General features: G+C 70.8%; 13 protein-coding genes. 5 read left to right on the top strand and 8 right to left on the bottom strand.

Annotated features, from left to right (window positions below):
- Positions 1–13: 13 nt before the first annotated feature.
- On the bottom strand, positions 14–1,015 hold the full coding sequence (locus tag ABZ027_RS34660; RefSeq protein WP_356775401.1) for a DEDDh family exonuclease: 1,002 nt from the start codon (positions 1,013–1,015) through the stop codon (positions 14–16).
- A gap of 261 nt (positions 1,016–1,276) precedes the next feature.
- Between ABZ027_RS34660 and ABZ027_RS34655 the strand changes: the two genes are divergently transcribed.
- Positions 1,277–1,987 carry a VIT family protein gene (locus ABZ027_RS34655; protein ID WP_356775399.1) on the top strand — a complete coding sequence of 237 codons (711 nt, stop codon included), beginning with the start codon at positions 1,277–1,279 and terminating at the stop codon, positions 1,985–1,987.
- Positions 1,988–1,990: 3 nt separating this feature from the next.
- Here ABZ027_RS34655 and ABZ027_RS34650 read toward each other — a convergent pair whose 3' ends face one another.
- From ABZ027_RS34650 to ABZ027_RS34640, 3 genes are all read right to left on the bottom strand, one after another.
- A complete protein-coding gene (locus ABZ027_RS34650; protein ID WP_356775397.1) occupies positions 1,991–3,370 on the bottom strand; it encodes a CoA transferase in 1,380 nt (459 codons plus the stop codon).
- Between the two features lie 39 nt (positions 3,371–3,409).
- Positions 3,410–4,969, bottom strand: coding sequence for a S8 family serine peptidase (locus tag ABZ027_RS34645; protein WP_356775395.1), 1,560 nt, complete (start codon positions 4,967–4,969; stop codon positions 3,410–3,412).
- Between the two features lie 115 nt (positions 4,970–5,084).
- Entirely contained in the window at positions 5,085–6,614 is a 1,530-nt protein-coding gene (locus ABZ027_RS34640; protein ID WP_356775393.1) for a S8 family serine peptidase, read from the bottom strand.
- Between the two features lie 278 nt (positions 6,615–6,892).
- Between ABZ027_RS34640 and ABZ027_RS34635 the strand changes: the two genes are divergently transcribed.
- From ABZ027_RS34635 to moaA, 3 genes are all read left to right on the top strand, one after another.
- Positions 6,893–7,249, top strand: a complete 357-nt coding sequence (locus ABZ027_RS34635; RefSeq protein ID WP_356775391.1) for a DUF485 domain-containing protein — start codon at positions 6,893–6,895, stop codon at positions 7,247–7,249.
- Positions 7,246–8,865, top strand: coding sequence for a cation acetate symporter (locus ABZ027_RS34630; RefSeq protein ID WP_356775389.1), 1,620 nt, complete (start codon positions 7,246–7,248; stop codon positions 8,863–8,865). The genes ABZ027_RS34635 and ABZ027_RS34630 overlap by 4 nt, the downstream gene beginning before the upstream one ends.
- A gap of 153 nt (positions 8,866–9,018) precedes the next feature.
- On the top strand, positions 9,019–10,008 hold the full coding sequence (moaA, locus tag ABZ027_RS34625) for a GTP 3',8-cyclase MoaA (protein ID WP_356775387.1): 990 nt from the start codon (positions 9,019–9,021) through the stop codon (positions 10,006–10,008).
- 31 nt (positions 10,009–10,039) lie between these two features.
- On the opposite strand, the gene ABZ027_RS34620 is transcribed toward moaA, so the two are convergent.
- The gene (locus tag ABZ027_RS34620) at positions 10,040–10,264 is read right to left on the bottom strand and encodes a hypothetical protein (RefSeq protein ID WP_356775441.1); all 225 of its coding nucleotides are present in this window, start codon (positions 10,262–10,264) and stop codon (positions 10,040–10,042) included.
- Positions 10,265–10,496: 232 nt separating this feature from the next.
- Entirely contained in the window at positions 10,497–10,907 is a 411-nt protein-coding gene (locus ABZ027_RS34615; protein ID WP_356775385.1) for a DUF3099 domain-containing protein, read from the bottom strand.
- Between the two features lie 244 nt (positions 10,908–11,151).
- Between ABZ027_RS34615 and ABZ027_RS34610 the strand changes: the two genes are divergently transcribed.
- Positions 11,152–11,430: a GlsB/YeaQ/YmgE family stress response membrane protein gene (locus ABZ027_RS34610; protein ID WP_356775383.1), complete on the top strand. Its 279-nt coding sequence runs from the start codon at positions 11,152–11,154 to the stop codon at positions 11,428–11,430.
- Positions 11,431–11,518: 88 nt separating this feature from the next.
- Here ABZ027_RS34610 and tyrS read toward each other — a convergent pair whose 3' ends face one another.
- Together tyrS and ABZ027_RS34600 are read right to left on the bottom strand one after the other, a co-directional pair.
- Positions 11,519–12,787: a tyrosine--tRNA ligase gene (gene tyrS / locus ABZ027_RS34605; RefSeq protein ID WP_356775381.1), complete on the bottom strand. Its 1,269-nt coding sequence runs from the start codon at positions 12,785–12,787 to the stop codon at positions 11,519–11,521.
- Positions 12,788–12,844: 57 nt separating this feature from the next.
- Positions 12,845–14,263, bottom strand: a complete 1,419-nt coding sequence (locus ABZ027_RS34600) for a metallopeptidase TldD-related protein (protein WP_356775379.1) — start codon at positions 14,261–14,263, stop codon at positions 12,845–12,847.
- Positions 14,264–14,304: the final 41 nt, after the last annotated feature.

Raw genomic sequence — 14,304 nt, 5'->3', positions numbered from 1 at the left:
CCCGTCCGTACGGTCACCCCGAGGTGGCCGGCTCGACATCCCCGAGCAGCTGCCCGAACGCCGCCTCGTCGACGACCGGGGTGCCGTACTGCCGGGCCTTGACCACTTTCGAGGTGCCGGAGTCGGGGTCATTGGTGACCAGCAGGCTGGTCAGCCGGGAGACGCTGGTGGCGACGTGCAGCCCGGCCTCGGTCGCGCGGTCCTCCAGCAGGTCGCGCTCGACGGACGTGTCCCCGGAGAAGGCGACCCGCATGCCCTGTTTGAGCGGCCCGCCCTCTTGGTAGCGGCCCGGGTTCGGGTAGGGGCACGCGGGCCTCTTACGGGCGGGGCGCCAACTGGTCGGGCGGTAGCCGCCGTAGCCACCCGCGCCCGCCTGCTGCCCGATCCGGGGGGTGGCCGGGTCCGCCGACCACTCGGTCAGCGGCCGGCACTCGTGCAGGGGCAGCCGGACGCCACCGGTGGCCGCGGCCCTGAGGCTCGGCCGGAACGCCTCCGCCAGCACGCGCGCGTCGTCCAGCGCGTGGTGCGCCCGCTGCTGTACGACGCCGAAGTGCGCCGCGAGGGTCTCCAGCTTGTGGTTGGGCAGCGGCAGACCCAGCTCCTTGGACAGCGCGATGGTGCACAGCCGCTGCCGCACCGGGGCCTCGCGCTCCGCGCGCGCGTACTCCCGGGCGATCATCTGCCAGTCGAAGACGGCGTTGTGAGCGACCAGCACCCGGCCGTCGAGCCGGGCCGAGAACTCCTCGGCGATGTCCTCGAAGAGGGGCGCGCTCTCCAGCACGTCGTTCGTCAGACCGTGGATCCACACGGGCCCCGGGTCGCGCTCCGGGTTGACCAGCGTGTACCAGTGGTCCTCGACCTCGCCGCGCTCGTCCAGGCGGTAGACGGCCGCGGAGATTATCCGGTCGTGGCGGGCGAGGCCGGTGGTCTCCACGTCAACGACCGCGTATCCCTTCGGATACGCGGCCGGCCATACCGTGGCGGAGGACGCTGCGGTCGTGAGGTCTTCGAGCATGGTCCCTGAGGATACGGGCCACGACTGACAGCACCGTCCCGTACCCGTCCGTCAGGTACCGGGCCCCGCCCGCCTGTTCGGGTCCCGGCGGGAGGGCCGTACCGTCGCGCGCCGAAGTCCCTTTGCCGGGTGGGAGGTTCGGCCCGGGCCGCAACCGCCGCAGACCCGGCTTGGGGTTCGCACGCGGCACGCGTTTCCGTCTCCTGACGCCGGTCCGCGTCGGTGCGGGGCGGCCGACCGCGGGAGTGCGATCCTCCGGATGTGACCGAACCCACTCATGACGAGGCCCACGGCGGAGCGCTCGGCGCGCGCCTCAACTGGCTGCGTGCGGCGGTCCTGGGCGCGAACGACGGCATCGTCTCCACCGCCGGTCTCGTGGTCGGCGTGGCCGGCGCCACGGCGAACCGCTCCACCCTGTTCACGGCCGGCCTCGCGGGTCTGCTGGCCGGTTCCCTGTCGATGGCGGCGGGGGAGTACGTGTCCGTCTCCACCCAGCGCGACTCGGAGAAGGCGGCCCTGGCGCTGGAGCGGCGGGAGTTGCGCGAGCAGCCCGAGGCCGAGCTGGAGGAGCTGACCCAGCTGCTGGCGGAACGCGGGCTCACCCATGAGGTGGCCCGGGAAGCCGCCGTCCAGTTGACGGAACGCGACGCGCTGCGGGCGCACGCGCGCGTGGAGCTCGGCATCGACCCGGACGAGCTCACCAACCCGTGGCACGCGGCGTGGGCGAGCTTCCTCGCGTTCACGGTCGGGGCCTTGCTGCCGCTGCTGGCGATCGTCCTGCCGTCCGCGGACTGGAGAGTGCCGGTCACGGTGGTGTCGGTCCTCGCCGCGCTCACCCTGACCGGCTGGAGCAGCGCCCGGCTGGGGGCGGCCAGACCGGGCCGGGCGATGCTGCGCAATGTCACGGGCGGCGCGCTCGCGATGGGGGTGACCTACGCGGCGGGCGCGTTGCTGGGGGCGGCGGGGCTGTGACCCTCAGCTCCAGTTGGCGGCGTCCGACCCCCAAGGCCCCGGAGGTCGCGTCCAGTCGGCCGGCCCGCCCGCGAAGGAGACGGGCGAGCGCGCGTACCGCAGCCGCCCGAGCCCGCTGTCCGACTCGGCCAGCCACGGCCCCGGCCCGTCGTACGGCGTACCGCCCGCGGTGCCTTCCGCGTCGCCCGGCCTGAGGTCACGCAGCAACCACTCAGCCGTACGTGCCAACGCCACCCGTACGACACGGCTGCCCCCGTCGTACGACTGCTCGGTCACCGCCCGCAGTACGGCCGCCGCCAGCAGGTACCCCGTTCCGTGGTCCAGTGCCTGGGCGGGCAGCGCGCCCGGCCGCTCGACCGACCCCTCGAGCGCGGCGATCCCGGTGGCCACCTGCACCAGACTGTCGAACCCGCGTCGCCCGGCCCACGGCCCGTACCCGCCCCACGCCGACAACTGCGCCACGACCACCCCGGGCCGTCGCTCGGCGAGAGCCCGCGCCGACAACCCGAACCGGTCCAGGGCGCCCGGCCGGTACCCGGTGACGACCACGTCGGCCGCCGCGAGCAGTTCCTCGAAGGTCCGCCGGTCGGCCGCGAGGTCGAGGGTGGCGGACCGCTTCCCGAACCCTGTGTCGGCGTGCTGGTCGGGGAGTTCGGGCAGTCGCGGCGGGTCCACGCGCAGCACGTCCGCGCCCAGCAGGGCCAGGGTGCGGGTGGCCACCGGGCCGGCGATGACCCGGGTCAGGTCCAGGACGCGCAGGCCGGCGGCGGGCAGCAGGGGAGCGCCGGCGTCCAGGGGAGCGAGCAGGCGCGGTGGCGTGACGTCCGTCCGTTCGCGCTCCACGAGGGGCCGGGCGGCCACCGCGGCCCGCTGTGGGTGCGCGGCCCATGCGTCGGGTGTGCGCAGGGCGACGGCGAGGCCCCCCGCGGCGTACACGGCCTCCTCGACCTCCAGGGCGGACCGCTCGGCCAGCGCGGTCTCCACCGAGGGCCGCTCCTCGGACAGTCCCAGTGCGGCGAGCAGTCGCCGCCGGTGATGCGGGTAGTTGGCGTGGGTGCGCACCCACCCGTCCGCCGTCCGCCAGAACCGGGACAGCGGCGCGAAGGCGACCGGGGCCCGCCCGTCCACCAGCAGATGCCGCTCACTGACGAACGCGGTCGCGACGGCCCCGTCGTCCACCCGCACCCGGGGCACCTCCGACAGCCCGGCCCGTCGCGCCCCGAGCTCGGCGGCGGCCAGGGCGCACGCCCCCACGCAGGCCCGCGCCAACTCCCGTACGGGCAGGCGCCCTTGCAGAGCGCCTGCCCGCTCGACGGTCGACACGCGGGAGAGGTGGGCGGGATCGCCGCCCACCGCGGCCCATGCGGACTTGATCGTAGTCATGACTGCACTATGCAGTATTGACTCGATCAATATATGAACCTACCTGGTCACCGCGTCCAGCGCGTCCACCACGCCCCAGCCGTAGAAGCTGTTGCGGTTCTTCGATCCCTCGCACACCGCGTCGACCTTGCCGTCCCCGTTGATGTCGTACGGCTTCGTGCACGGCGTCGCGTCCGCCTCGGCGTACAGCAGGGCCTTCACCAGGGCCGGAGAGGCGTGCGGGTGCGTCGACTTGATCAACGCGGCGACGGCCGCCACGTGCGGGCTCGCCATCGACGTACCCGCCATGTAGCCCCACTTGCCGCCGGGCAGCGTGCCCAGGATCCTGCCGTCCGTCGCGGGCGCCTCAGGCTTCTGGTAGGCCGTCGAGTCGCCGCCGGGAGCGGCCACGTCGATGATCCCCAGACCGTGGTTGGAGAAGGACGACTTGATGCCCTTCGCACCGGTCGCCGCGACCGTCACCACACCCGGCAACTGGGTCGGGATGTCAAGGCACTTCGACGGGTCGACCACCCGGTCCGAGGGCGTGCCGTCGTTCGGCGAGGACGGGTCGGTGATCTCGTCGGCCGCGAGGTCGTAGTTCTCGTTGCCGGCCGCGGCGACATTGACCGTGCCCTTCTTCTCCGCGTACCGCGAGGCCCGCGAGACGGCCTCCACCAGCGCCTTCTGGTCCGGGTCGTCGGTGCAGTTGAAGTACCAGGGGTCGGTGTAATAGCTGTTGTTGGTGACGTCCACGCCGTGCGTCGCCGCCCACATGAAGCCGCAGACCACGGCCTCCGTGTAGAAGTAGCCGTCGGTGGTGGACACCTTGATGCCGGAGACCTTCACCCCGGGCGCCACGCCGGTCATGCCGACGCCGTTCTTCGCGGCCGCGATCTCACCGGCCACGTGCGTGCCGTGCGGGCTCTCCGCCGAGCTCGGCCGCCACGCCCCGTCGGTCGTGTCCGGCTTGCCCGTCACACAGTTGACCGACGCGGCCCGGTCGAAGTTCGGCGCGATGTCGGGGTGGGTGTCGTCGACGCCGGTGTCGATCACGCCGACCGTCACCTTGCGGCTGCCCAGCGACTTCTCGTGCGCCTTGTCCGCCTTGATGGCCGCCAGGTCCCACTGCTGGGACTCCAGCGGGTCCTGCCCGGCGGCGGACTTGGCCTCCGCGGCGGCGACCTCCGTCGCGCTGAGCGTCTTCGGCGTCCCCAGGTCGGTCGTCGACTGCGCGGGCAGCGGAGCGTTGCGCGTGTTGCCGACCGAGTCGACCCCCCGCACCTTGCGGACCGTCTTGGCGAAGTCCGGGTTCGACGAGTGGACGACGACCACGCCTATCTGGTCGTACGACGTCACGATCGTGCCGCCGGCCTCGGCGACAGCCTTCTTCACCTGCGCCGAAGGCCCGTGCCCGGGGCGGACGTTGACGACGTAGCTGAGCGCGGACGCGTCCGCCCCCGTGACCGAGGCGAGGACGTCGTTCACGGCGCCGGTGACATCGGCGACGGGCGCGTCGGCCGCGGCCGCGGTGTTGGGCAGGAACGCCACCGCTGTGGCCATGGCCATGCCGAGCGGGACGGTGAGCGCTCGGCGGTAACGCGGGTGAGGCGCGGTCATGGTGTCAGGGTCTCCAGTTCGTTGGCGGTACGAGCGAGCCGTTCGGGATGTCCGAAGCGGCGGGGACGCCCCGGCGAAGGGACGTCAGGGGAAAGGGATGCCATGGGGCAGCGGGCTACTTCACCGCGCGCAGCGCGTTGACGATGCCGGACCCGTAGAAGCCGTTGACGTGCTTGCCGCCCTCGCACACCGCGTCCTGCGTTCCGTCGCCGTCCTGGTCGTAGGAGGCCGGGCAACCGGGGTTGTCCGCCTGCGCCTTGAGCAGCGCCCGCAGTACGGCCGGGGTGGCGTGCGGATACTTCGACTTCAGCAGCGCGGCGACACCGGCGGCGTGCGGCGAGGCCATCGACGTGCCCTGCAGGAAGGCGTACTCGCCGTTCGGCATCGTCGACAGGATGCGGCCGTCCTTCGACGGGGTGTCCGGCAGCTGGTACTTCCGGTCACCGCCCGGCGCCGCGACGTCCACGACACCCTTGCCGTACGAGGAGTAGTACGACTTGAGGTTCTGTACGCCCGTAGCGCTGACGGTGACGACACCCGGCAACTGCGTCGGCACGTCGAAGCACTCGTGCGGGTCGATGGTCCGCTCGACCGGCGTGGAGTCGTCGGGGCTGGTGTCGTCGAGGATCGCGTCGGAGTCCAGGTCGTGGTTGGAGTTGCCCGCCGACGCCAGGTTGAGCGTGCCCTTCTTCTGGGCGTACAGCTGCGCCCTGTTGACCGCGTCGACGATGGCCTTCTGGTCTGGATCGTCCATGCAGTTGTACATCCACGGATCAACGTAGTAGCTGTTGTTCGTGATCTCCACGCCGTGGTCGGCGGCGAACACGAAGGCGCACACCACGCTCTCGGGGTAGAAGAGGCCGTTGTCCGGGTCGCTCACCTTGATGCCGGCGACCTTGACCCCGGGCGCCACTCCGGCGACGCCGATGCCGTTGCGGGCCGCGGCGATCTCACCGGCCACGTGCGTGCCGTGGTAGTCCTCCGCGGTGTAGGGGCGCCAGGCACCGGCGCTGGTGTCCGCGACGCCGCCGACGCAGTTGGCCGACTGGCCGGCGGAGAAGTTCGGGGCGAGGTCGGGGTGGGTGTCGTCGACGCCGGTGTCGATCACGGCGACGGTCACCTTGCGGCTGCCCGGGTTGATCTTCGCGGCCCGGTCGGCGCCGATCGCGCGCAGGTCCCACTGGTCGGCCTCGAGCGGCTCGCTGTCCGGCGTGCGGGCGGAGGCGCTCGCCACCTTCGCCGCCTGCTCCTTCGTCAGGAACCGGGCCGCGCCCTCGTCCGTCGTCCCCGCCGCGGTCAGCGGCGTGGTCCGGGTGGCGCCCGCCGACTGCACCCCGCGAACGGCCCGTATCTCCTTGCCGAAGGCGGGGTTCGACGAGTGGGCGACGATCACGCCGATCTTCTCGTACGTGGTCACGACGGTGCCGCCGGCCGCCGTGACGGCCTTCTGCACCGACGCGATCGTGCGGTGGTCCAGCCTGGTGTTGACGACATACGCCAAGGCGGGCGCGTCCGTCGCGCGGGCCGAACTCTCCACACTGGGCGCGGCCGACGCCGCCGCGGGCAGGAAGCCGAGCGAGGCCGTCAGCGAGAGGACGAGAGGGACGGCGAGGGCGAGACGGCGTCTGGAACGCAGATGAGGCATGGGGTCTCCACTTCATCCGGGAACGCATCCGGCAACAGGACCGGAAACGGGACCGGCCCGAGGCACAGGTGGTGCTCGGGCAGGTACATGACGGGTGGTGCTGGCCCGAAGCTATCTTCCGAAGTCGCTGGCCAGCAATGACTTACCTGAGGTGACTTCACAAAGACGGCCTCGTTGTTGAACCGGTCCTTGCGCGCCGCCGTGACCTTGGACAGGGAGCGCGAGGACACGCGCCCCCGATCCCCGTCACAACCGCATCCGCAACGCGAGGAGACTCCGTGGCCACCGACGCACCGCCACCCTCGAAAGAGACACACAAACTCCCCTCACCCGAGGAGTTCACCGAGGTGCAGAAGAGCGCGGAGTTCGGTGAACTGCGCCGCTCCCACCGCTCGTTCGCCTTCCCGCTGACCATCGGCTTCATCGCCTGGTACCTGCTGTACGTCCTGCTGTCGAACTACGCGGGCGACTTCATGGGCACCAAGCTCTTCGGCAACATCAACGTGGCCCTCGTCCTCGGCATCGCCCAGTTCCTCACCACGTTCCTCATCGCCTGGTGGTACTCGCGGCACGCCGCCGCGCAGCTCGACCCCAAGGCCGAGGCCATCAAGACCCGAATGGAGGGCGGCGCATGAGCCCCGCGATCACCCTGGCGGCCGGTGAGGCAAGCGAGCACCGGCCACTGATCATCTCCCTGTTCGCCGTGTTCGTCGTCGCGACCCTCGTCATCACCGTGTGGGCGGGCCGCCAGACCAAGGACGCCGCCGACTTCTACGCCGGCGGCCGCCAGTTCAGCGCCTTCCAGAACGGCCTCGCGGTCTCCGGCGACTACATGTCCGCCGCGTCCTTCCTCGGCATCGCGGGCGCCATCGCCCTGTTCGGATACGACGGCTTCCTCTACTCCATCGGCTTCCTGGTCGCCTGGCTGGTGGCCCTGCTGCTGGTCGCGGAACCGCTGCGCAACTCCGGCCGCTACACCATGGGTGACGTGCTCGCGTACCGCATGCGCCAGCGCCCGGTCCGTACCGCCGCCGGCACCTCCACCATCGTCGTCTCGATCTTCTACCTGCTGGCCCAGATGGCGGGCGCGGGTGTCCTCGTCTCGCTGCTGCTCGGCATCACCTCCGACGCGGGCAAGATCGGCATCGTCGCCCTGGTCGGCGTCCTGATGATCGTGTACGTCTCCATCGGCGGTATGAAGGGCACCACCTGGGTCCAGATGGTCAAGGCCGTGCTGCTCATCGGCGGCACCATCCTGATCACCTTCCTGGTGCTCCTGAAGTTCAACTTCAACATCTCCGACCTGCTGGGCACGGCGGCCGAGAACAGCGGCAAGGGCTCGGCCTTCCTGGAGCCGGGCCTCCAGTACGGCGCGACCGGCACCACCAAGCTGGACTTCATCTCCCTCGGCATCGCCCTGGTGCTCGGCACCGCCGGCCTGCCGCACATCCTGATCCGCTTCTACACGGTGCCCAACGCCAAGGCCGCGCGGAAGTCCGTGAACTGGGCCATCGGCATCATCGGCGGCTTCTACCTGATGACCATCGCCCTCGGCTTCGGTGCCGCGGCGCTGATCTCCCAGGACGAGATCATCGCCTCCAACCCGTCCGGCAACACGGCGGCGCCCCTGCTCGCCCTGCACCTCGGCGGCGTCGACTCGACGTGGGGCGCGATCCTGCTCGCCACCATCTCGGCGGTGGCCTTCGCGACGATCCTCGCCGTGGTCGCCGGCCTGACACTGGCCTCGTCCTCGTCGTTCGCCCACGACATCTACGCGAACGTCATCAAGAAGGGCAAGGCCACCGAGAAGGAGGAGATGAGGGCAGCCCGGCTGGCGACCATCGGCATCGGTGCCGTCTCCATCCTCCTGGGCGCCCTCGCGCGCGACCTGAACGTCGCCGGCCTGGTCGCCCTGGCCTTCGCGGTCGCGGCCTCCGCCAACCTGCCGACGATCCTCTACAGCCTGTTCTGGAAGCGGTTCACCACCCAGGGCGCCCTGTGGTCGATCTACGGCGGCCTGGTCGTTTCCGTCTTCCTGGTGCTGTTCTCGCCGGTCGTCTCCGGTGACCCGAAGGCGATGTTCCCCGACGTCGACTTCGCCTGGTTCCCGCTGAAGAACCCGGGCATCATCTCGATCCCGTTCGGTTTCCTGATGGGCTGGCTCGGCACGGTCCTGTCCAAGGAGGAGCCGGACGCCGCCAAGTACGCCGAGCTGGAGGTCCGGTCCCTGACCGGCACCGGCGCCCACTGATCCGGCCCCGATCCGCCCCCTGAGCGGCCGCGTCGCAGCCCCTGCGACGCGGCCGCTTCGTCCCTCGGGGGAATCGGGCTCTTTCGATGTCAGTAGTGTCGCGTAGGCTCGCAGGTGTCGGGAAATTGTTGATCCGCGAGGGAGGGGGCCCACGTGCTCATCGACACCTACGGCCGGGCGGCCACCGATCTGAGGGTCTCGCTGACCGACCGGTGCAACCTGCGCTGCACCTACTGCATGCCCGAGGAGGGCCTGCAGTGGCTGGCCAAGCCGGACCTGCTCACGGACGACGAGATCGTCCGCCTGATCGACATCGCCGTCACCACCCTCGGTATCGAGGAGGTCCGCTTCACCGGCGGCGAACCACTGCTCCGCCCGGGCCTGGTCGGCATCGTCGAGCGGGTCGCCGCCCTGGAGCCGCGCCCCCAGATGTCCCTCACCACCAACGGCATCGGCCTCCAGCGCACGGCGCCGGCTCTGAAGGCGGCCGGCCTTGACCGGGTCAACGTCTCCCTGGACACCCTGCGACCGGACGTCTTCAAGACCCTCACCCGCAGGAACCGCCACCAGGACGTCATCGCGGGCCTGGAAGCCGCCCGCGACGCGGGCCTGACCCCGGTCAAGGTCAACACGGTCCTGATGCCTGGCCTCAACGAGGACGAGGCACCCGACCTGCTGGCCTGGGCGGTGGAACACGACTACGAGCTGCGCTTCATCGAGCAGATGCCGCTGGACGCCCAGCACGGCTGGAAGCGCGACGGAATGATCACCGCCGGAGACATCCTCGCCTCCCTGCGCACCCGCTTCGAACTGACCGCGGAGGGCTCCGACGAGCGCGGCTCGGCCCCCGCCGAGCGCTGGATCGTGGACGGCGGTCCGCACCGCGTCGGTGTCATCGCGTCCGTCACCCGCCCGTTCTGCGCGGCCTGCGACCGCACCCGCCTGACGGCCGACGGCCAGATACGCACCTGTCTGTTCGCCCGTGAGGAGACCGACCTGCGCGCGGCCCTGCGCTCGGACGCCCCCGACGAGGAGATCGCCCGCATCTGGCGCCTCGCGATGTGGGGCAAGAAGGCGGGCGCCGGCCTGGACGACCCGACGTTCGTCCAGCCGGACCGGCCGATGTCCGCGATCGGCGGCTAGGACCTGGGACCTGGGTTGTGAGACCAGGTCCCTAGGAGCCTTCGCGGGCTGTCCAGTCCGCGAAGGACACCACGTCCTTCAGGAAGCCCCGCACCCCGAGGAACTGCGACAGATGCTCCCGGTGCTCCTCGCACGCCAGCCATGTCTTGCGGCGCTCCGGCGGATGGAGCTTCGGGTTGTTCCAGGCCAGCACCCACAGGGCGGCGGCACGGCAGCCCTTGGCGGAACAGATCGGCGCATCAGGATCAGGGACCATCACAGCCCGACCCTAACCCGATCGGTGGACAGAAAAGGCGACGCCGAGCAGCCACGGGGGGAGCTGCCCGGCGTCGGTCTGTCGCTCCGACGGGGGATGCGGAGCGCTTACGAAGTATGTCACGGGTAACCCGTCGCCCGGCACCGGAACAACGTGATTGATCTGAGCTTTTCTTGAGCTTGGTGGGGGACTGACTTCCGGTTGCGCGGCGCCCGACGGGGACGCGCCATGATCACGCCCGCTCGTGTGGCTCGTTCCGCACACCCTGCCCGGAGTCCGCCTTGACGTCTTCCGCGCGGGGTTCCGCGCCGGGTTCCGCGGACCCCTCATCGGTGCTCGGCGGTGTGATCATCGGCCGCGTCGGCACGGTCACGAACGTGGACGGCAGCGACGGCGCGTTCTCCCGCCCCGCGTTGGCGACGACCACGGCGATGTACGGCAGGACCGCGCCCAGCACCAGCGCGACGATCGCGACGTGCCGTTCCACGTTCCAGAGAGTCGCCGCGAGGATCACCGACACCGTACGGATCGTCATCGAGATGACGTACCGGCGCTGCCGTCCCCGCACGTCCTCCTCGAGCCCCGTCCGGGCGCCGGTGATCCGGAACACCTGGGCGTTGCCACCGCCATGCTGCTTCCGCATCACATTCCACCATCCGCCCGCATCGGCCCTCCCCGCCCCGACGCCCGGCCCGCCCCCGGTCGAGGAGCAGTGCCCGAACACCTCCACGGTACGCCGCGGCTGCGCAGCCCACGAGGTCGGGTCGCCTCCCATCAGGACGGACGGCTTCGGCCGTATCGCGTACGGCACCACCCGACATGCGGCGTACCGCAGTCGGGCCGACACTGGGCGTAATGCTCACGTCGAGCCGTACGAGGAGGCAGCCATGGGCTGGTTGTGGGCGATCATCGTGGGATTCGTGCTGGGTCTGATCGCCAAGGCCATCATCCCCGGGAAGCAGCACAGCCCCCTCTGGCTGACCACCATCTGCGGCATCCTCGGAGCGATCGTCGGCAACGCGATCGCCCGTGCGGCCGGCGTCGAGGCCACGTCCGGCATCGACTGGTGGCGGCACCTCTTCCAGATCGTCGCCGCGGTCGTCATCGTCGCCCTGGGCGACATGGCGTACATGGCGACACTGGGCAAGAGGAAACAACAGGCGTGAGGGAAGCGGCCCGATAGGGGCGCGGGGAACTGCGCGACAAGCCACGACGAAGCGGCAGTCGCCAGTGAACCCGCGCCCCGACGGCGTTCTACGCGCCGATGACCTCAACGGCGGCGAGGTTCTTCTTCCCCCGCCGCAGCACCAGCCAGCGCCCGTGCAGCAGGTCCTCCTTGGCGGGGACGGCGTCCTCGGCGGCCACCTTCGCGTTGTTCACGTAGGCACCGCCCTCCTTGACCGTCCGGCGGGCGGCCGACTTGCTGGCGACCAGGCCGACCTCGGCGAACAGGTCGACGACCGGAGCGAGCTCGGTGACCTGGATGTGCGGCACCTCGGAGAGGGCCGCGGTCAGCGTCCTCTCGTCGAGCTCCGCCAGCTCGCCCTGACCGAAAAGGGCCCTGGACGCGGCGATCACGGCGGCCGTCTGGTCGGCGCCGTGCACCAGCGTGGTCAGCTCCTCGGCCAGCGCGCGCTGAGCGGCGCGAGCCTGCGGACGCTCCTCGGTCTGCTTCTCCAGTGCCTCCAGCTCCTCACGGGACTGGAAGGACAGGATCCGCATGTACGTCGAGATGTCCCGGTCGTCCACGTTCAGCCAGAACTGGTAGAACGCGTACGGCGTCGTCATCTCCGGGTCGAGCCAGACGGCGCCGCCCTCGGTCTTGCCGAACTTGGTGCCGTCCGCCTTGACCATCAGGGGCGTCGCCAGGCAGTGCGCCTCGGCCTCGGGCTCCAGCTTGTGGATCAGGTCGAGCCCCGCCGTGAGGTTGCCCCACTGGTCGCTGCCGCCCTGCTGGAGCGTGCAGCCGTAGCGGCGGTACAGCTCCAGGAAGTCCATGCCCTGGAGCAGCTGGTAGCTGAACTCCGTGTAGCTGATGCCCTCCTGGGACTCCAGGCGCCGGGCGACCGAGTCCTTGGTGAGCATCTTGTTGACGCGGAAGTGTTTGCCGATGTCACGGAGGAACTCGATCGCGGACAGGCCGGCCGTCCAGTCCAGGTTGTTCACCATCACCGCGGCGTTCTCGCCCTCGAAGGACAGGAACGGCTCGATCTGCCCGCGCAGCCTGCTCACCCAGTTCGCGACCGTCTCCGGGTCGTTCAGCGTGCGCTCGGCCGTGGGGCGGGGGTCGCCGATCTGGCCGGTCGCCCCGCCCACCAGGGCCAGCGGACGCAGACCCGCCTGCTGGAGCCGGCGCATGGTGAGCACCTGCACCAGGTGGCCGACGTGGAGACTGGCCGCGGTCGGGTCGAAACCGCAATAGAACGTGACGGGACCGTCCGCGAGCGCCTTGCGCAAAGCGTCCTCGTCAGTGGACAGGGCCCACAGCCCACGCCACTTCAGCTCGTCGACGATGTCCGTCACGGTTCTCGTATCTCCTTGGATGACCTTCGGGCCGTCGGGTGACAGCCGCCTACGAGGTTATACGCCCTGACTGACAGAGCTCATATTGAAATCGGGGATCCGCAGCGCGGGCATCGCGGCCCTGGTGAACCAGTCGCTCCACTCCCTCGGCAGGGTCTTCTCGGTGCGCCCGGCCTCGGCGGCCCGGCCCAGCAGATCGACCGGGGACTCGTTGAACCGGAAGTTGTTGACCTCGCCGCTCACCTCGCCGTTCTCCACGAGATACACGCCGTCCCGGGTCAGGCCGGTGAGCAGCAGCGTCGCCGGGTCGACCTCGCGGATGTACCAGAGGCAGGTCAGCAGCAGCCCGCGCTCGGTGTTCGCGACCATCTCCTCCAGGGAGCGGTCCTCGCCCCCGTCGAGGATGAGGTTGTCGATCCCCGGCGCGACCGGCAGACCGGTCAGCTCAGCGCTGTGCCGGCTGGTCAGCAGGTTGCTCAGCTCTCCCCGGCGCACCCACTCGGTGGCCGTGAGGGGCAGACCGTTGTCGAAGACCGACTGGTCGCCGCCGGAGGTGTGCGCGAGCACGAAGGGCGCGGACTCCAGACCCGGCTCGTTCGGATCACTGCGCAGCGTCAGCGGCAGCTCGGTCAGCTTCTCGCCCACGCGGGTGCCGCCGCCGGGCTGGGAGAACACCGTGCGCCCCTCGACCGCGTCCCGGCCGGACCCCGACCACATCTGGTAGATCAGCAGGTCCGCCACGGCGGTCGGCGGCAGCAGCGTCTCGTATCGTCCGGCGGGCAACTCGATCCGCCGCTCCGCCCAGCCGAGGCGGACGGCGAGTTCGGCGTCCAGCGCCGCCGGGTCGACGTCCTTGAAGTCCCGGGTGGAGCGCCCCGCCCACGCCGACCGTGTCCGGTCCGGCGACTTGGCGTTCAGCTCCAGCGTGCCGTTGGGCTGGTCGTGCCGCAGCCGCAGTCCGGTGGAGGTGCCGAGGTAGCTGGAGACCAGTTCGTGGTTGGCGAAGCCGTACAACTCGCGGCCGCCGGCCCGGGCCCGAGCGAACGCCTCACCGAGCGCCGGCGCGAAGTCGGCGAACACGGCCGACGAGGTCTCGCCGGGCGCGTCCTGGAAGTCGGGGGACTCCGGTACGCCGGTGACCAGCGGCCGTGCGTCCTCGGCGGGCCCGGCACCGCGCGCGGCGGCCTCGGCGGCCCGCACCAGGGGCTCGAGTTCCGCCGCGGTCACGGCGGACCGCGACACCACCCCGGAGGCGGTGCCCTCCTGACCGTCGACGGTCGCGATGACGGTGAGGGTGCGTCCGCGCGTGACACCGTTGGTGGTGAGCGCGTTGCCCGCCCAGCGCAGGTTCGCGGTCGACCGCTCGTCGGCGATCACCACACAGCCGTCGGCCCGGGACAGTTCGAGGGCCCGCTCGACGATCTCGTGCGGCTTGTCCGCCGACGATGTGGTTCCGTTGGGCACACGAGGGCTCATCGACCGGCCTCCTGAGTCGTGTTGAGACCGTGCTGTCCCGG

This window comes from Streptomyces sp. NPDC006332 (assembly GCF_040612855.1).
In the GTDB taxonomy this organism is placed as follows: Bacteria; Actinomycetota; Actinomycetes; order Streptomycetales; family Streptomycetaceae; genus Streptomyces.
Note: the sequence above shows the minus strand (reverse complement) of the source record. Positions and strands in the feature narration are given on the sequence as shown.

Excerpts from the sequence above, each read along its gene's own strand:
- ABZ027_RS34660 (WP_356775401.1), bottom strand. The coding sequence starts at position 1,015 with ATGCTCGAAGACCTCACGACCGCAGCGTCCTCCGCCACGGTATGGCCG.
- ABZ027_RS34650 (WP_356775397.1), bottom strand. The coding sequence starts at position 3,370 with ATGACTACGATCAAGTCCGCATGGGCCGCGGTGGGCGGCGATCCCGCC.
- ABZ027_RS34645 (WP_356775395.1), bottom strand. The coding sequence starts at position 4,969 with ATGACCGCGCCTCACCCGCGTTACCGCCGAGCGCTCACCGTCCCGCTC.
- ABZ027_RS34640 (WP_356775393.1), bottom strand. The coding sequence starts at position 6,614 with ATGCCTCATCTGCGTTCCAGACGCCGTCTCGCCCTCGCCGTCCCTCTC.
- ABZ027_RS34630 (WP_356775389.1), top strand. The coding sequence starts at position 7,246 with ATGAGCCCCGCGATCACCCTGGCGGCCGGTGAGGCAAGCGAGCACCGG.
- ABZ027_RS34620 (WP_356775441.1), bottom strand. The coding sequence starts at position 10,264 with ATGGTCCCTGATCCTGATGCGCCGATCTGTTCCGCCAAGGGCTGCCGT.
- ABZ027_RS34615 (WP_356775385.1), bottom strand. The coding sequence starts at position 10,907 with ATGCGGAAGCAGCATGGCGGTGGCAACGCCCAGGTGTTCCGGATCACC.
- ABZ027_RS34610 (WP_356775383.1), top strand. The coding sequence starts at position 11,152 with ATGGGCTGGTTGTGGGCGATCATCGTGGGATTCGTGCTGGGTCTGATC.
- ABZ027_RS34600 (WP_356775379.1), bottom strand. The coding sequence starts at position 14,263 with ATGAGCCCTCGTGTGCCCAACGGAACCACATCGTCGGCGGACAAGCCG.